At 71.6% G+C, this 17,610-nt stretch carries 15 protein-coding genes; 5 read left to right on the top strand and 10 right to left on the bottom strand.

The window, feature by feature from the left end; genetic code table 11:
• Positions 1 to 171: 171 nt before the first annotated feature.
• From PV364_RS00715 to PV364_RS00740, 6 genes are all read right to left on the bottom strand, one after another.
• Positions 172 to 1,176 carry a sugar phosphate isomerase/epimerase family protein gene (locus PV364_RS00715; protein ID WP_319657554.1) on the bottom strand — a complete coding sequence of 335 codons (1,005 nt, stop codon included), beginning with the start codon at positions 1,174 to 1,176 and terminating at the stop codon, positions 172 to 174.
• 30 nt (positions 1,177 to 1,206) lie between these two features.
• A complete protein-coding gene (locus PV364_RS00720) occupies positions 1,207 to 2,424 on the bottom strand; it encodes a Gfo/Idh/MocA family oxidoreductase (protein WP_319657555.1) in 1,218 nt (405 codons plus the stop codon).
• Positions 2,425 to 2,472: 48 nt separating this feature from the next.
• A complete protein-coding gene (locus PV364_RS00725) occupies positions 2,473 to 3,519 on the bottom strand; it encodes a substrate-binding domain-containing protein (protein ID WP_319657556.1) in 1,047 nt (348 codons plus the stop codon).
• A gap of 186 nt (positions 3,520 to 3,705) precedes the next feature.
• On the bottom strand, positions 3,706 to 4,740 hold the full coding sequence (locus PV364_RS00730; protein ID WP_319657557.1) for an ABC transporter permease: 1,035 nt from the start codon (positions 4,738 to 4,740) through the stop codon (positions 3,706 to 3,708).
• Entirely contained in the window at positions 4,740 to 6,281 is a 1,542-nt protein-coding gene (locus PV364_RS00735) for a sugar ABC transporter ATP-binding protein (protein WP_319657558.1), read from the bottom strand. The genes PV364_RS00730 and PV364_RS00735 overlap by 1 nt, the downstream gene beginning before the upstream one ends.
• Before the next feature lie 140 nt (positions 6,282 to 6,421).
• Positions 6,422 to 7,603, bottom strand: coding sequence for an ROK family transcriptional regulator (locus tag PV364_RS00740; RefSeq protein WP_319657559.1), 1,182 nt, complete (start codon positions 7,601 to 7,603; stop codon positions 6,422 to 6,424).
• A 273-nt stretch (positions 7,604 to 7,876) separates the two neighbouring features.
• On the opposite strand from PV364_RS00740, the gene PV364_RS00745 reads away from it, so the two are divergent.
• Positions 7,877 to 9,193, top strand: a complete 1,317-nt coding sequence (locus PV364_RS00745; protein WP_319657560.1) for an acyltransferase — start codon at positions 7,877 to 7,879, stop codon at positions 9,191 to 9,193.
• A 151-nt stretch (positions 9,194 to 9,344) separates the two neighbouring features.
• Here PV364_RS00745 and fabV read toward each other — a convergent pair whose 3' ends face one another.
• The 3 genes from fabV to PV364_RS00760 form a co-directional block, all read right to left on the bottom strand.
• Positions 9,345 to 10,604 carry an enoyl-[acyl-carrier-protein] reductase FabV gene (fabV, locus tag PV364_RS00750; protein WP_319657561.1) on the bottom strand — a complete coding sequence of 420 codons (1,260 nt, stop codon included), beginning with the start codon at positions 10,602 to 10,604 and terminating at the stop codon, positions 9,345 to 9,347.
• 182 nt (positions 10,605 to 10,786) lie between these two features.
• A complete protein-coding gene (locus PV364_RS00755) occupies positions 10,787 to 11,683 on the bottom strand; it encodes an alpha/beta hydrolase (protein ID WP_319657562.1) in 897 nt (298 codons plus the stop codon).
• Between the two features lie 82 nt (positions 11,684 to 11,765).
• Complete coding sequence (locus tag PV364_RS00760) at positions 11,766 to 12,035, bottom strand: hypothetical protein (protein ID WP_319657563.1); 270 nt, start codon at positions 12,033 to 12,035, stop codon at positions 11,766 to 11,768.
• Positions 12,036 to 12,539: 504 nt separating this feature from the next.
• On the opposite strand from PV364_RS00760, the gene PV364_RS00765 reads away from it, so the two are divergent.
• Both PV364_RS00765 and PV364_RS00770 read left to right on the top strand, forming a co-directional pair.
• The gene (locus PV364_RS00765; RefSeq protein ID WP_319657564.1) at positions 12,540 to 12,827 is read left to right on the top strand and encodes a hypothetical protein; all 288 of its coding nucleotides are present in this window, start codon (positions 12,540 to 12,542) and stop codon (positions 12,825 to 12,827) included.
• Between the two features lie 68 nt (positions 12,828 to 12,895).
• Positions 12,896 to 13,450 carry a GNAT family N-acetyltransferase gene (locus PV364_RS00770; protein ID WP_319657565.1) on the top strand — a complete coding sequence of 185 codons (555 nt, stop codon included), beginning with the start codon at positions 12,896 to 12,898 and terminating at the stop codon, positions 13,448 to 13,450.
• Between the two features lie 51 nt (positions 13,451 to 13,501).
• On the opposite strand, the gene PV364_RS00775 is transcribed toward PV364_RS00770, so the two are convergent.
• Positions 13,502 to 14,173, bottom strand: coding sequence for a hypothetical protein (locus tag PV364_RS00775; protein WP_319657566.1), 672 nt, complete (start codon positions 14,171 to 14,173; stop codon positions 13,502 to 13,504).
• Positions 14,174 to 14,346: 173 nt separating this feature from the next.
• Between PV364_RS00775 and PV364_RS00780 the strand changes: the two genes are divergently transcribed.
• Positions 14,347 to 15,555, top strand: coding sequence for a HupE/UreJ family protein (locus PV364_RS00780; protein ID WP_319657567.1), 1,209 nt, complete (start codon positions 14,347 to 14,349; stop codon positions 15,553 to 15,555).
• Between the two features lie 129 nt (positions 15,556 to 15,684).
• Complete coding sequence (locus PV364_RS00785) at positions 15,685 to 17,610, top strand: metallophosphoesterase family protein (protein ID WP_319657568.1); 1,926 nt, start codon at positions 15,685 to 15,687, stop codon at positions 17,608 to 17,610.

Raw genomic sequence — 17,610 nt, forward strand, 5'->3', positions numbered from 1 at the left:
TGTACACCTCAGGGACGGTAGCCGGGTTCGTCCGGGACCGAAAGCCCTTGAGTGGCAGATAAGTTGAACTTTCTCCCGCGTCAGGACAAAGCCGTGCCCGGGCAGCCCGACAGGCCCGGCGGCACTGCCGCCGGGCTGCGGGCTGCTGACTTCCTGACCTGGGGAAAGCGTCTAGTCGCTGCCTCCGAAGGCCGCGTCGAAGGACGCCGACGGCGGGTCGAAGTCGTACCGCTTCAGCAGGGAGAGCGCCTCCGGGGCGCCGGCGAGGCGGTCCATCCCGGCGTCCTCCCACTCCACCGAGACCGGGCCGTCGTATCCGATCGAGCGGAGCATCCGGAACACGTCCTCCCACGGCACGTCGCCGTGCCCGGCCGACACGAAGTCCCAGCCGCGCCGCGGGTCGCCCCACGGCAGATGGGAGCCGAGCCGTCCGTTGCGGCCGTCGAGCCGCTTGCGGGCCTCCTTGCAGTCGACGTGGTAGATGCGGTCCTTGAAGTCCCACAGGAACCCGACCGGGTCGAGGTCCTGCCACACGAAGTGGCTCGGGTCGAAGTTCAGCCCGAACGCCGGCCGGTGGCCGACCGCCTCCATCGCGCGGTGCGTGGTCCAGTAGTCGTAGGCGATCTCGGCGGGGTGGACCTCGTGGGCGAAGCGGACCCCTTCGGCGTCGAAGACGTCCAGGATCGGATTCCACCGCTCGGCGAAGTCCTCGTAGCCGCGCTCGATCATCCGCTCGGGAACCGGCGGGAACATGGCGACCAGGTGCCAGATCGACGAGCCGGTGAAACCGATGACGGTCCGCACGCCGAAGGCCGCCGCGGCGCGCGCGGTGTCGGCCAGCTCGCGGGCCGCCCGCTGCCGGACGCCCTCGGGCTCACCGTCGCCCCAGATCCTGGCGGGCAGGATCGCCTGGTGGCGCTCGTCGATCGGGTTGTCGCAGACGGCCTGGCCGACCAGATGGTTGGAGACCGCCCAGCACTTGAGTCCGTACTTGTCGAGCAGCGCCCGCCGCCCGTCCAGGTACCCGGGGTCGGCGAGGGCCTTGTCGACTTCGAAATGGTCGCCCCAGCAGGCGAGTTCGAGCCCGTCGTAACCGAAGTCGCGAGCGAGCCGGCAGACCTCCTCCAGGGGCAGGTCGGCCCATTGGCCGGTGAAGAGGGTGAAGGGACGTGGCACGGCGAGGACCTCCTCGAAACGGTGGTGCGGTCAGGCGGGGACAGGGGTGTACACGGAGTTCTTCTCGGCGCTCTCCTCCACGGCCGCCAGCACCCGCTGCACCTGCAGCCCGTCGGCGAACGTCGGCTGGGGCGTCGTGCCCTCCGCCACGGCCAGCACCAGGTCGCGCGCCTGGTGCGTGAAGGTGTGCTCGTAGCCCAGGGCGTGGCCCGGCGGCCACCACGCCTCCAGGTACGGATGGTCCGGCTCGGTCACCAGGATCCGGCGGAAGCCGGACGTGGAGGCGGGCTCGGTGTGGTCGTGGAAGAACAGCTCGTTCAGGCGCTCCAGGTCGAAGGCGAGCGAACCCCGTTCGCCGTTGATCTCCAGCCGCAGGGCGTTCTTGCGGCCCGAGGCCATCCGCGTGGCCTCGAAGTTGGCGAGCGCCCCGGAGGCGAGGCGCCCGGTGAACAGTGCGGCGTCGTCGACGGTGACCGGCCCCCGCTCGGAGCCGCCGCCGGAGCCCGACAGGCCCGACGACGTCCCGGCGAGCAGCGGCCGATCCCGCACGAAGGTCTCGGTGAGCGCCGAGACACCGACCAGCGGCTCGCCCACGAGGTACTGCGCGAGGTCCACGGCGTGCGCGCCGAGGTCGCCGAGGGCGCCGGAGCCGGCGTACTCCCGCTTGAGCCGCCACGTCAGCGGGAAGTCCGGGTCGACGAGCCAGTCCTGCAGGTAGGTGACCCGCACATGGCGGATCGTGCCGAGCCGGCCCTCGGCGACCAGCCGGCGGGCGTACGCCGCCGCCGGCAGGCGCCGGTAGTTGAAGCCGACCATGGCCACCTGGCCGCGCCCGGCCGCCCGGTCGGCCGCCGCGACCATCGCCTCGGCCTCCGCCACCGAATTGGCGAGCGGCTTCTCGCACAGCACGTGCTTGCCCGCCTCCAGCGCCGCGATGGCGATCTCGGCGTGGCTGTCCCCCGGGGTGCACACGTCCACGAGCTGGACGTCGTCCCGGGTGATCAGGTCACGCCAGTCCGTCTCCGCGGCGGCCCAGCCGTGCCGGGCCGCCGCGGCCCGTACCGCCGCCGCGTCCCGGCCGCCGATGGCGGCCAGGACCGGCCGCACCGGCAGGTCGAAGACGCGGCCCACGGTGCGCCACGCCTGGGAATGGGCAGCGCCCATGAACGCGTAGCCGACCATCCCGATGCCGAGGGCCGGCGCAGCGCCCTCCGCTCCACGGGTCTCGTTATCGGCCGTACCAGCCATGCCTTGCTCCTCGTCGGTTGCTCGGTTCGGACGGGCGGGCGCTGCCTGTCAGTTGAAGCCCGTCGGCAGGTACTGGTCGACGTTCGCCTTGGTGACCACGGCCGAGTAGAGGGTGATCGAGGCGGGGATCTCCAGTTCGGCGAGCCCGCCGATGCCCTTCTTCTGGCCGAGGGTGCGGGCCAGGTCGATGGCGGAGGCGGCCATCGTCGGCGGGTAGAGCACGGTGGCCTTCAGCACGCCGTTGTCGGCCTTGATGGCGTCCATGGCCGACTTGGCGCCCGCACCGCCGACCATGAGGAAGTCGTCGCGACCGGCCTGCGCGATGGCGCGCAGGGCGCCGACGCCCTGGTCGTCGTCGTGGTTCCACACCGCGTCGAACTGCTTCTGCGCCTGGAGCAGCTGGGCCATCTTGGCCTGGCCGGACTCCACCGTGAACTCGGCCGCCTGCCGGGCGACCTTCCTGATGTTGGGGTAGTTCTTCAGGGCGTCGTCGAAGCCCTGGGTGCGCTGGCGGGTCAGTTCCAGGTTGTCCAGTCCGGCGAGCTCGATCACCTTGGCGTCGGACTTGTCCTTGAGCTGCTCGCCGATGTAGTTGCCGGCGTTGAGGCCCATGCCGTAGTTGTCGCCGCCGATCCAGCAGCGGTACGCCTGCGGGGAGGCGAAGATCCGGTCCAGGTTGATCACCGGGATACCGGCCTTCATGGCCTGCAGCCCCACCTGGGTCAGGGCCTTGCCGTCGGCCGGCAGGATCACCAGCACGTCGACCTTCTTGTTGATCAGCGTCTGCACCTGGCCGATCTGGGCGGCGGTGTCGTTGGAGCCCTCGGTGATCTCCAGCGTCACGTCCGAGTACGTCGCCGCGCGGTCCTTGGCGTTCTGGTTGATGGCGTTGAGCCAGCCGTGGTCGGCCTGGGGGCCGGCGAAGCCGATGGTGACGGGCGTGCCGGGCTGGTCGCCGGAGGAGGGCACGTTGGTCGCGGCCGTCTCCTGCTTCTTCGGCTCGTTGCTGGTGCAGGCGGTGAGGGCGGCGCCGACGGAGACGGCGGCGGCACCGAAGAGCAGGCCTCTGCGGCTGGTGAGCGGGTTTTCTGGCATGGCGGTGAAACCCTCCTGGGTTGGTGCGCACGGGGCGGGTGCGTTGCGGTGAGGTGAGGTGACGTGAGGTGAGTGGGGTGAGGTGCAGTGGGCCGGGACGGGAGACGGGACGGCTGCGGGAGCCGGCGCGACGATCGGTACCGGTGGGGGTGGCGGGTACGTGGGGAGGTGGCGGGTTCGCCCGCGTCAGCTGTCGCCGCCGCGCGCGGTGCCGCGCTGGACCAGGACGGCGGCCACGATGATCGCTCCCTTGGCGATCTCCTGGACGGCGCTCTCCAGGTTGTTCAGGGCGAAGATGTTGGTGATGGTGGTGAAGACCAGGACGCCCAGGACGGATCCGACGATGGTGCCGCGGCCGCCGCTGAGCAGCGTGCCGCCGATGATCGCGGCGGCGATGGCGTCGAGTTCGTAGAGGTTGCCGTTGGTGTTCTGACCCGACCCGGCCAGGATGATCAGCAGGAAGGCGGCGATCCCGCAGCACAGCCCGGACAGCAGGTAGAGGTACAGCCGCTGCCGGCGGACGTCGATGCCGGCGAGCCGGGCGGCCTCGGCGTTGCCGCCGACGGCGACGGTGCGGCGCCCGAAGGTGGTGCGGTTCAGCACCAGCCAGCCGATGACGGTGACCGCCGCGAAGACCAGCACCAGCGGCGGGATACCGAGGATGTAGGAGTCGGGAACGCCCAGGTCGAGCACCGACTTCTCGGTGACGATCTGCGTCTTGCCGTCCGTGAGCTGGAGGGCCAGTCCGCGGGCCGACGCCAGCATCGCCAGGGTCGCGATGAACGGGACCATCCCGCCGTACGCGATGAGGACGCCGTTGACCAGCCCGCAGCCGAGGCCCACGAGCACCGCGGTGAAGAGGATGCCCGCGAAGCCGTACTCCTGGGTGGCGACCGTCGTCGCCCACACCGAGGCCAGGGCGACGATGGCGCCGACGGACAGGTCGATGCCGCCGCTGGTGATGACGAAGGTCATGCCGACGGTGACCACACCGATGACGGACGCCTGGGTCAGCACCAGTTGGAGGTTGGAGACGTCGAGGAACGCGTCGGGCTGCGTGATGCCGCCGACGGCGACGAGCACGGCGAGGACGCCGAGCAGGGAGAGGTTGCGCACGTCGGCACGGAGTCCGAGCGCCGGACGCCGGCCGCCCTTGACGGCGGAGGGCGCCTCCGCGGACGGCAGCGGTGCCTGCGGGGCCTGGGAAGCGGGCTGCGTCATCAGCTCGGGCTCCCTTCCATGACGAGGTCGAGTACACGGTGTTCGTCCAGCTCCTGCGCGGGCGCCGTGTGCACGACGCGCCCCTCGCGGAGCACCAGTACGCGGTCGGCGAGGCCCAGCACCTCGGGCACCTCGCTGGAGACGAGGAGAACGGCGAGCCCTTCGTCGGCGAGCCGGCGGATGACCGCGTAGAGCTCCGCGCGGGCGCCCACGTCCACGCCGCGGGTCGGCTCGTCGAGCAGCAGGACGCGGCAGCCGCGCAGCAGCCAGCGCGCGAGCACGGCCTTCTGCTGGTTGCCGCCGGACAGGGTGCGGATCCGGGCGTCCGGGTTGTCGGGGCGCAGCGACAGCGACCGGGTGGCCTTCTGCGCGGCCAGGCGCTCCTCGCGACGGTCCAGCCAGCCGCCGCGCGAGAAGCGGGAGAGCGAGGACACCGACACATTGCGGGTGACCGACTCCAGCATGAGCAGGGCCTGGGCCTTGCGCTCCTCGGGGGCCATGCCCAGTCCCGCCCGGACCGCCGAGCGGACGCTGCCGGGCTTGAGCGGGCGGCCGTCGACGGTGACGCGGCCCGCGGTGGGCCTGCGCGCGCCGTAGACGGTCTCCAGGATCTCCGAGCGCCCGGAGCCGACGAGGCCGGCGAGACCGACGATCTCGCCGGGCCGGATGTCGAGGTCGACGGGGGCGAACTCCCCGTCGCGGGCGAGCCCTTCGACGCGCAGCACCGGTGCGCCCTCGCGCGGGCCCGCCGGGCGTTCGGGGAAGACGTACTCCACGTCGCGGCCCGTCATGAGGGCCACGATGTCCCTGGTCGGCATCGACTTGGCGGGCAGTCCGCCGGCGACCGCCCGGCCGTCCTTGAGGACGGTGACGCGGTCGCCGATGCGGCGGATCTCCTCCAGCCGGTGGGAGATGTAGACGACGGCGACGCCCTCGGCGGTGAGTTGGGCGACGATGCGGAGCAGGTTGTCGGTCTCCTCCGGGTCCAGTGCGGCGGACGGCTCGTCCATCACGATGAGCCGCACGTCGTGGGAGAGCGCCCGGGCCATCGAGACGATCTGCTGCTGGGCGGCCGACAGGTCGCCGACCTGCCGGGCGGGGTCGATCTCGGGGTGGCCCAGGCGGCGGAGCAGGACCTCGGCCTCGCGACGGGCCTGACGGCCGCGCACCACGAACCCGGCGGTGGTGGGTTCGTGGCCGAGGAAGACGTTCTCGGCGACGGACAGGCCCTCCACCAGGTCGAGTTCCTGGTAGATGGTGGCGATGCCGAGGCGCATGGCGGCGATGGGCGACCTCAGCGAGACGGGTTCGCCACGCCAGATGATCTCCCCGTCGTCGGGCTGGTGGGCGCCGGCGAGCACCTTGATGAGCGTGGACTTCCCGGCGCCGTTCTGGCCCAGGAGGCAGTGCACCTCGCCGGCCTGGACGTCCAGGTCGACGCCGTCGAGGGCGCGGACGCCGGGGAAGGACTTGGTGATGCCGGACATCGTGAGCAACGAGGCCGCGGACGGCGGTGGCGGGGCCGGTGGTACTGGTGCCATGACGGATCCCCTCGGCGGGTGCGGGTACACGTGCGCGTGCGGAGCGTGCGAGTGGAGCCAGTGGTGCCGTGGTGCCGATGTTCAGTGGTGCCGGTGGAACCTGTGGTGCGGGTCGTCGTGCCGGGCGGCCGGTGGGTCGGTCAGGCCGGCGAGAAGACGTGGTCGCTGATGAGCCGGGCCGCGCCGATCACACCGGCGGTGGGGCCCAGTTCGCCCAGGACGATGGGCAGGTTGCCGGTCGCCAGGGGCAGCGACTGGCGGTAGACCTGGCTGCGGATGCTGGCCAGCAGGGTGTGGCCGAGCCCGGTGACGCCGCCGCCGATCACGACGAGTCCGGGGTTGAAGAAGCTGACGAGTCCCGCGATGACCTGCCCGACGCGGTTGCCGCCCTCGCGGATGAGTTCCAGCGCGGTCGCGTCACCGGTCGAGGCCGCGACGGCGACGTCGGCCGCGGACAGCCGACCGGCTGCCTCCAACCGGGCCGCGAGCGCCGGTGAACGCCCCGAGGTGGCGGCCTCCTTGGCGTCCAGGACGAGTGCGGCCCCGCTGAAGTGGGCCTCCAGGCAGCCGGTGTTCCCGCAGGCGCAGGGTCGCCCGCCGTCCACGACCTGGATGTGGCCGATGTCGCCGGCGCTGCCCGTCGCCCCGCGGTAGACCTCGCCGCCCACGACGATGCCGCAGCCGATGCCCGTACCGATCTTGACGCAGAGGAAGTCCGCGGCGGAACGGGCGACTCCCGCGTGCTGCTCCCCCATGGCCATCAGGTTCACGTCGTTGTCGACCATGACGGGGCAGCCCAGTTCCTGGCTGAGCGCCTCGCGGACCGGGAAGCCGTCCCATCCGGGCATGATGGGCGGCGCGACCGGGACGCCCTCGGGATAGCGGACCGGGCCCGGCACTCCGATGCCCGCGCCGTCGAATCCCTCGGCGAGACCGGCGGCCTGGAGTTTGGCGGCCATCGCGAGGATCCGCTCGAAGACGGCGACCGGGCCCTCGCGGACGTCCATGGGATGGTTGAGGTGGCCGAGTACCTCCAGTTCGGCGTTGGTCACCGCGACGTCGACGGAGGTGGCGCCGATGTCGACGCCAAGGAAGCGCAGGCTCGGGGCGAGCCGTACGTTGTGCGAGCGCCGGCCGCCGCGCGAGGCGGCGAGACCGTCGGAGACCACCAGGCCCGTCTCCAGCAGCCGGTCGACCTCGACCGCCAGCTTGGAGCGCGACAACCCGATCAGGTCCCCCATCTGGGCGCGGGAGCTGGGCCCGCCGTCACGGAGCAACCGCAGAAGCCGCACCTGGTGCGCATTGGCGGGTCGAGCCGTCATACGTCTCACGCGCCCCTCCCCTCCCCTGCCCCGTGGCGCGGGGATGTGCGGCCGGCGACCGGCCGGCCCTGTCCGTGTGGCTTTCGAGGGGAACGTAGCAGCGGCTGCCCGAAGGGGGAAGAAGTTGCGCAGGAATCCGCTCTCTCTTTTTCCGATCCCGGGACAAAGTCCGGTCGCGGTACCGGCGGCGGTGATGTCGCGCCGGGCACGGATTGGTTGCGGCATGGGTTCCCCGTACTCGATCCACCAGCGGCGGGGGCAGCATGACGGAGCATGAGCAGAGACCGTTACGTCGACTTCCTGCGTGCGTGGGCGATCGTCCTCGTGGTGCTCGGCCACTGGCTGATCACCGGACTGGTCCGGGAACCCGACGGAGCCATCACCGCACCGGAACTGCTGGCGGTCGTTCCCTGGACCCAGTGGCTGACGCTCGGCTTCCAGATCATGCCCCTGTTCTTCCTCGCCGGGGGCCGGTCGGCGGGCGACTCGTGGTCGCGCGCCCGCGCCGCGGGAGGTACGGCCGCCGGGTGGACGGGACGGCGCGCCCTGCGGCTGCTGCTCCCGACGGCCGTCTACAGCGGTCTGGTGCTCGTCGCCGTGGGGATCTGCGCGGCGGCCGGCGTGGACTCCGGCACGCTCGCCCTGGTGGGCTGGGCGATGGGCATGCAGTTCTGGTTCCTCCCCGTGTACCTGGTCCTCGGCGCCCTGACACCCGCGCTGTACGCGGCCCATCGGCGCTGGGGACTGCGCGCCCCGCTGGCCATGGCGGCGGCCGCCACCGTGGCCGACGTCCTGGTGGTGGCCGCCCACGCGCCGTATCTGGGCCTGCTCGACTACGTCCTGGTGTGGGGCGTCGCCTATCAACTCGGCTTCTGCTGGCGGGACGGGCTGCTGACCCGGCACCGCGCGACTCCCTTCGCGCTGGCCGCGGGCGGCACGGTGGCCTTCGCCGCACTGGTCGGGCCCGGGCCGTTCCCGGTCAGCCTGATCCTGGTGACCGGGCAGACCCCCAGCAACACCGACCCCCCGTCGGTGGCCATGCTGGCCTGGGCCGTGGCCCAGGTGGGTCTGTGCGTGCTCGTCGCCCCCGTGGTGCGGCGGTGGCTGGAGCGCGACAGGGTCTGGCGGCTGGTGCGTCCCCTCGGCGGTGCCAGCATGACCCTCTACCTCTGGCACATGGTGCCCGTGCTGGTCGTCGCCGCCGCGTTCTACCTCACGGGGCTGGCCCCGGAGCCCGCCTTCGGCTCGGCGCCGTGGTGGGCGCTGCGCGTGCCGTGGCTGCTGGTGCTCGGCCTCGTGCTGACCGGCGTGGTCCGGCTGCTGCGGCCGGTGGACCGCGGGCTGGCGGCGCTGTTCGAGCGGACCCGTCCCGACGCCGCCCCGCGCCATGGGTGGCTGCTGTGGCTCGGGCCGGCCGCCGCCGTCCCCGCGCTCGCCCGCTTCGCGGTGGAGGGCTTCGCGCCCGACGGCCGCCTCCCCGTCCTGCCGGCGGTGGGCCTGGCCCTGGGCACCGCCCTCGTCGTGCTCCCGCGGGTCGTGACCCGTCGCGGCACACCGGAACCCAAGGACGCCCTCGAACAAGCGGCCTGACGAGCCCTCACCCTGACGCCGGGTCCGTCCGGCCCCGCTCCGCCCTCGCCCGGCCTGCCCGCCTCGGCGGATCACGGCAGGCCGGGGAGGGGAGTCCGCCCGGTCGTCCTCGCGCGCCGACCGGGCGGAGCCGTCGGCAGCGGAGCCCCGCCTACGTGGTGACCGTCGCGGCCGGGGCGTGGACACCGCCCCCGGGGCCGGCGGGGTCCGGCCAGTCGACGGCGGTCTCGACGGGACGGTCGTAGTCGACACCGTCCACATCGAAGCCGTACAGGCGGCGCACTTCGGCGCCGAACCAGTCGAGGTCGGCGAGAGCGGCGATGCCGGCGGTGGTGGCCCTGTCCCAGCGGTCGGCGACGGCGGCCTGGACGTCGTCACCGAGTTCCCAGGTGTCCAGGCGTACGCGGCCCTCGTCGTCGAGGCGCAGTCCGGCGGCCCCGGTGAGACCGTCCCACAACTCGGTGAGCTGCGCGGCCGGAGGGACCACGCGGTCGCCGAGGACGCCCCGCAGCAGACCCACGTACAAGGCGATACCGGGGATGGCGGTCGAGGACTGCGTGACGGCGGCGCCGTTGACGGACGTGAGGGCGCGGCCGCCGACGGACGCGCCCAGGCGCTCGTCGAGGCGTCGGGCGGTGGCCTCCAAGTGGGCCTTGGCCGCGCCGATGGTGCCCTGCCGGTAGATCGCGGCGGTGAGCGGGGACCCGATGTACGACAGCGCGACGGTGGTGAAGCCGCCGGCCAGGAGGCCGCGGCCCGCGAGCCGTTCGATCCATCGTTCCCAGTCCGCACCGCCCATGACGGCGACGGTCTGCTCGATGTCGTCGCCCTCGGCGGGCCCGGTCTCGACCTCGCGGATCTCGGGTGTGCCGTCGGCGCCGAAGACCAGGGTCTTGGTGCGGTGGGGCGCGCCGATCGGCTTGAGCACCGACGCGAAGGTGGTTCCGCTGTCGGGGTCGGTGCGCCGAGGCGCGGCCACCGAGTAGATCAGGTGGTCGAGACGCCCGCCGAACCGCTCCGTGAGCAGGTGGGCGACCTGGTCCTTCATCGCGTCACCGAAGGCGTCGCCGTTGAGGAACACCATGTCGCTGCCGGCTTCGCGGGCGAGGCGTGCGGTGGCGGCGGTGCGGTACCAGCCGGCTGTCGCGGTGCGCCGCTCGGTCGGGCCCTTCTCGAAGCAGACTCCGATGCCCCGGATACCGGCCCGCTTGAGCCCGGCGACGGTGGCGGCGAGCCCGTATCCGGCGGACGAGCCGATCACGAGCGCCACCGGCCGGTCCCCGGCCGATGCGGCCTCCGGGGCACCGGCGACGGACGACCACATGTCCTCGACGGCTCGTTCGCATCCGGCGGGGTGCGCGTCGAGGAAGAGGAAGCCGCGGCTGCGAGGGGTGATGGTGCGCTGGGTCACGTGAGGTCCCTTTCGAAGGGTGGCTGCCGGGAACGGCGAGGGCGGGCCGGCGGCACGTGCTGTCAGTCTCCGGTTCCGAGGCCCCGGATCCGGCTCTCACTGCGTACAACAATCGCCGGACGATCTTGGAGCGTTCCCACGGTGTCGGACGGGGCGGGACCCGCAGGAACGACCTCGCCGTACTACGCCAGGAACCCGGCGACGGCCGTCACGAACCGCTCGCCGTCGTCGAGCCACGGGTGGTGCCCGGCCCGGGGCTGGACCACGAGCCCGGCCGCGGGGAACAGCCCGGCGAACTCGGCCACGGTTCGGGGCGGAGCCCCCGGGTCGACCTCGCCGGCCAGCAGGAGCACCGGTGGCGCGAAGCGGCCGAGCGCGGCACGCGTGGCGTCCGGGTCGAAGGCGCCGCCGGCGCCGAAGGCGGCCATGACCTCCTGGTCCACCCGCTCCTCCGCGGCGGCGTGATGGGCGCGAGCGGGTTCGTCCCAGCGGCCGTAGGAGAACGGTGCGACGGCCCGCCACTGGTCCTCGCCGCCGCGGCCCGCCGCGATGGCCTCCAACGCCGCGAACGCGGCGGGGAACCAGGGCTCGTCACGCCGGAGCCGCGCGGTGGCGAGCCGCAGGTCCCCGGCGATCGGGATGCCGACGGCCCTGACGCTGGGGGTGACCAGCACCAGCCTGCGGACGCGTTCGGGCCGGCGGACGGCGTACTGGACGGCCAGGTTCGCCCCGGCGCAGTGGGCGAGCAGGTCCGGGCGTTCGAGCCCGAGGTGCTCGCGCAGGGCTTCCACGTCCTCGACGAGCCGGTCGCACCGGCAGGAGGCGAGGTCCTCCGGAACCTGCGACCGGCCGGTGCCCCGCAGGTCGAGCCTGATCAGGCGGCGGTGAGCGGACAGACCGCCGAGGTCGCCGAGGTACGCGGAGTCCGTCGGCCCTCCGGGCAGGCAGATCACGGGATCGCCGTCGCCGGCGACGTGGTAGGCGAGCCGGGTCCCGTCGTACGCGGAGAAGGAGAACTCGGAGAACTCCGAGGGCACTGAGGGCACTGAGGGCACTGAGGGCACTGAGGGCACAGCCATGGCAGAGATCCTTTCGGTGGATGCTCAGAACAAGTGCCGCCCCCGCGGGGCGGCTTGGGCAGATGCGGATCAGCCGGGCACATCAGCCGCGCGCATGCGGGGCGCCGGAACCGGGGGCGGGTCGCCGCGGGAAGAACCGCTGCGAGTTCTCCGGCACGCGCAGTTCGTGCCTTCCGCTCCGGGGGCGGGCCCCACGTCCGGGCGCGTCGAGCACGGCCACGGAGGAACCGCGGGCGGTCACGAGGCGGCGGGACCGGTGCACCGTGCCGGGCGCTTTCCGCTGCCGGCCGCCGTTGCGGCCGAAGAGCCGTTCCGTGACGCCGTGGGAGGTGGTGCCTGCGGTGAAACGCATGAAGGGATGGCCTTTCGGGATGCCTACGGGCACTCCCAGGGCCGCCTACATCAGGCGAACCGCACAGCCACGCGGGAGGAGAGCACCCAGCCTGCAACAGCGTTGATGGGTCTCACCTCCTTGGTCCGTGGCGAACGCGGTGACGTTATCAGGTGCGGCCGCCCGCCGGGGCGGATCGCCGGAGGGCCGCCGGCAGCCGCGCACGGTGCCCTTGACGCTCAGGATGTTCAGCATCATCCTGGAGCGAACGGCGACAGTGCAGCGATTCATCACGCATACCCATTCAACGACCACCCGGCGTGACAGCCCTTCGGCGCGGGAACGTGGGCAGGCCCACAGCTATCGTCACTGTCTTGACTGGTGATGCAGTCTGTGCGAGCGTCGACACCGAGCACGACCGGTCCACCGCGCCCCTGGTGGTCGGGGCAGGGTCGCCCTCGCTTGTGGCTGCGTTGCCGCAGGTCGCAGATCGCCGAATCGGCCCGGAAGAAAGGGATGCGGCTCATGTCGAAGACCGCCCGGAAACTCACCAAGGCGCGCGAAGCCACGACTGCCACTGCCATTGACACTGCCGCCGCCACCCCCGCGGTCGCCGCGATCCCGCCGGTCACCGTCGTCACCACGGCTGTCACGGCTGCCGATGCCGACGCGGCAGCCCGCCGTGCCAGGTTCGGGGCGCTCCCCGAGCGCGTGCGGCCCGAGGAGACGACCGAGGTGATCCCCCTCATAGCGAAGTACCCGTCGCAGGACCACTACGACCACGAGAAGTGGCTCACCTGCCGGTGGGTGTAGGCAGCGGTCCCGCTCCGGGGGGCACATATTCGATCGACCCCCGCGCCCGGCACGGCTAGGTTGGCGCGATGGCCGAGTTGCACACCGATCGTCTCCTGCTCCGCGAATGGCGGGACTCCGACCGCGCCCCCTGGGCCGCGTTGAATGCCGATCCGCGGGTGCGCGAGTACTTTCCCGGGGTGCTCACGCGGGAGCAGAGCGACGCGTCCGCGGCCCGCTTCCAGGCCGACCTCGAACGGCGCGGCTGGGGATGGTGGGCGGTCGAGGTCAGGGCCACCGGCGACTTCATCGGATTCACGGGGCTCGATCCGGTGGACGAGGGAATGCCGTTCACCGGGGTGGAGGCCGGCTGGCGCCTGGCCCGCCCGGCGTGGGGACATGGTTACGCCACCGAAGCGGCTCTGGCCGTGGTGGCCTTCGGCTTCGAGCACGTCGGCCTCGACGAGATCCTCGCGGTCACGACCGCGACCAATCTCCCTTCGCAGGCCGTGATGCGCCGCATCGGCATGACCCGTGACCCGGCCGACGACTTCGACGACCCCGAGGTGCCGGACGGCCCCCTGCGCCGCAGCGTGGTGTACCGCCTCCGAGCCCATGACGTCGCCGGAGCGTCGCGCCCCTGACGCGGCCCTGCGCCCGCACGACGGTTCGCGGCCGCTCGGGAAGCGGGTCGGTCAGACCTTGTCCAGCCAGAGCACGATGCCGGTCGTGCCACGCAGCACCGCCGCGGCACCCGCCCTGATGGCGGCCTCACAGCGCGCGGTGGTGAACGATGCGGGGTCGTAGGTGGAGGACATGCCGAGCCCCTCACCGCGGAACGAGGCACCGGACCAGTCGACCGCGGTCACGTTGTGCGTGGGCTCGGCCAGTTCCGCACCCACGACGAGGAACTGCTGCGACAAGTGGTTCGGGGTGACCATCGCCAGGGGGTCGATCAGATCGTTGCCCGCGCTGACGATGAGGTCGGCGCCCGCCTTCAGGGCCCTGACGGCCGCCGGGACATAGTCCGACGGGCCGTCGGCGGTCACCGTCCTCAGGTCCACGTGCTCCGCCTCGGCCCACTCCTGGACCGCCTTCACCAGCGACTTGGTCGGAGCGTCGTCGCCGGCGGTGAGCAGGACGACGCGGTAGCCCCGCGACGGGTGGACCCCGTTCCACGAGCCGGGCCGCGGGGTCGCGGTGGCCTCCGGAGCCGGCGGGTGTGCGGGGTCGACGAACCCGGGACCGGGCGTGCCGACGGCGGTCGGCTCGGGGTGCGGCCGAGACCAGTCGTCGCCGGAGCCGCATCCGGTGACCAGCGCGACGGCCACGGCGAGCGTGGCGAGGGCGCGAAACGGGGCGCGCAAGGTGATCGTCCTCCGAGTGGTGAAGGGTGGTGCGCCCCCCATCCTGCTATCCCGTTCCCGGCCGTGGTCCTTCGCGGACGTCGTTCTCGATGTTGTTGTTCGACGGTTCGCCGACAGGGCGCATCCCGTTCACCTGCGGCATGCACCGTGCACTGGCAACCTGAAGGAGCCACATGTCACAACGTGTCCGCCGCGCCATCGTCGGGATCACCGCGGCGGTGATCGCTGTCCTGGGCCTCGCGCAACCGGCGCTGGCCCACGGGTTCTCGTCGACCGTGTACGTCAACGTCGCCTCGGGCGACGAGGGTCGGATACGCACGACGCTGCAACTCGAGTACGACCTCTTCGTCGTCTCCACCGCCGACTACGAGAAGGACGACTCCCTCTTCAAGGCGGGAACCGCCGCGTTCGACGCCGGCGACAAGGACGCGCAGGAGGCGGCGCTCGACGCCCACAAGGCGTCGGCCGTGAGCTATGTCACCAAGCGCTTCTCCGTCGCCTCCGGAGGCAAGGCCTGCAGCCCGGCGCAGGTCGGCGCCTTCGCGATGACGCAGCGGGAGGGTGTGCCGTACGCCGGTCTGACGCTCGACTGGACGTGCGCCGAGGGGGACGACGACCACACGGTGCGCGGCGGGCTCTTCCCCGACGCGGAGGGATACGTCAAGGGCACCAAGACCATCGTCACCTACGACGTCGACGGCCGCTCGGGCAGCGCAGCGCTCGACGCGGAGCACCCGTCCTTCTCGATCAGCCAGACCTGGTACGAGCGGTTCTGGGAGTTCTTCCGCCTGGGCGCCGAACACCTGCTGACCGGCATCGACCACATCCTGTTCCTGCTCGCACTGATCGCCGGGTCCCGGCGGCCGCGCGAGATCGTGCTCGCGGCCACGAGCTTCACCCTCGCCCACTCGGTGACGTTCATGCTCGCCGCGCTCGGCGTGGTCGACGTGCCGTCACGGGTCGTGGAGCCCGTCATCGCGCTGTCGATCGCCGTGGTGGCGGGCTGGTACCTGTGGCGGATCTGGCGGCGCCGCGGTCACGCGACCGACATCGAAACGTCGGGGGACAGCCACTTCAGCCTCGACCGCGCCGGGTGGACGCGCCTGGGCGTGGTGTTCTGCTTCGGCCTGGTCCACGGTCTGGGCTTCGCGGGCGCTTTGGGGATCGACGCGGCATGGTCGTGGACCCTGCTGTGGTCGCTGCTGGTGTTCAACGTGGGTATCGAGGCTGTACAACTGGCCATCATCGCCCTCGTCTTCCCCTTGCTCATCGTGCTCCGCCGCCGCTCTCCGGCGGCCGGACTGTGGGCGACGGGCGCGATCTCCGCGGGTGTGGCCGCGATGGGAATGGTGTGGTTCGTGCAGCGGGCGTTCGGACTCTGAGACCAGCACAAGTCTCGCATGTTGTTCAGACAACTCAAAGATCGCATTTATCTTCCCTTTACCTGCGGCAGAGAGTTTGTTGATCTCCATTCCATGCACACACATCGTGCACAAGAGGAACGAAAACTCATGAGATCGAGCAACTCCTCGCAGGCCTCCGGGCCTGTGCGGCGTCGTGTGGCCACTGGCGCCACCGCGGCATTTCTCGGCCTGTCCGTGGCCCTCGGCAGTGGCCTGGCGACCCCCGCCAACGCCGCCGACACCTCCACGATCACCGGCATCGTCCTCGGCGTGGGCTCGAACGAGTCGCAGCGCACCGTCACGTGGTACTCCTCCGCGGACACGGCCCAGAAGGTCCAGGTCGTCCCGACCGCGCAGCTCGTGAACGGCGAGTTCCCGGCCGACGCGGCCACCTTCGACGCCATCGGCGCGGCGAACATCGCGACCAGCGGCGGCTTCAACCGCCACGCGACGATCACCGGCCTGAAGGAGAACACGGCGTACTCCTACCGTGTCGGCACCGAGGGCAGCTGGTCCACGGCGTACTCCTTCAAGACGCAGGACTTCGAGGGCGACTACGACTTCCTGTTCTACGGCGACCCGCAGATCGGTTCGTCCGGCAACCTGGCGAGCGACCAGGCCGGCTGGCAGGACACGGTCGACGTCTCGCTGAGGGCCAACCCCAACGCCGAGCTCCTGGTGTCGGGCGGTGACCAGGTCGAGTCGGCCAACAACGAGTCCCATTGGAACTCCTTCCTCGCGCCGGACCAGCTGCGCCAGTACCCGTGGGCCGCCACCATCGGCAACCACGACGTCGGCGGCAAGGCCTACGAGCAGCACTTCACCACCCCGAACACCGACCGCTCGGCCCCGTACTACGACAACGGGAACCCGGCGGGCACCAAGTCGGGCGGTGACTACTGGTACATCTACAAGGACGTGCTGTTCATCGACCTGAACAGCAACAGCTACAACTCCGCCAACGGCGGCGGCGACGCGGCGCACGTCAGCTACGTCACCGACGTCATCAACAAGCACGGCAACGAGGCCAAGTGGAAGGTCCTCGTCTACCACCACTCCATCTACTCGCCCGCTGACCACGCCAAGGACAGCGACAACAAGGCGCGTCGTGTGGACTTCCCGACGACGTTCTCCAAGCTCGGCGTCGACCTGGTCCTCCAGGGCCACGACCACAGCTACTCGCGCAGCTACCTGATCAAGAACGGCGAGAAGGAGAACCCGGCCGAGAAGCCGGGTGCCGCCGACGTGTACCCGGGTCCCGGCGGCGTCCTCTACGTGACGGCCAACTCCGCCTCGGGCTCGAAGTACTACGACATCACCAAGCCCGACAGCAGTGGCACGAGCGGCGCCGGCAACGGCGCGGACCCGCTCAACCCGAACAACTACTGGTACAACTCGGTTCAGAACCAGGAGCACGTCCGGACCTACGTCAAGGTCCAGGTGCGCAACGACAAGCTCGTGGTCGAGAACATCCGCAGCGCCGCCAACGGCGCCGACCAGCCGGTCGGTTCGCACGTGGACGACGTCACGGTGCACCCGTACCACGGTGACAGCCAGGACCTCCAGGTCAACGTCCCGAACCCGGCTCCGGGCGAGTTCGGCTGGACGATCGACGGCTACAACGGCCTGGTGGACCTCGGCACCGCCGAGGAGAAGAACGGCGACCACTTCGAGGCGGACGGCCGGCTCAACCCGATCGTCGTCTCGGACAGCCGCCGCTCGCTCGCCCCGTGGTCGATCTCGGCCAGCGTGAGCGCGTTCAAGGACGCCGACAAGACGTTCGCCAGCTCCTTCCTCGGCTGGACGCCGCGCGTCCTGGTCGCCGGCGCGGGTGCCACGGCCAACGCGTCGGTGGCCTCGGGCTACGACGACCAGGGCCAGGGCCTCGCGATCTCGCGCGGCCTCGCCTCGGCCGAGCAGGGCCACGCCCGCGGTTCGGCCAAGGTGGGCGCCGACCTGGATCTGAAGATCCCGGACAGCGTCCAGAAGGGTGACTACCGCGCCACCCTGACGATCACCGCACTCAGCAGCTGA

Origin of the sequence: Streptomyces sp. MI02-7b (assembly GCF_033793585.1) — a bacterium.
In the GTDB taxonomy this organism is placed as follows: Bacteria; Actinomycetota; Actinomycetes; order Streptomycetales; family Streptomycetaceae; genus Actinacidiphila.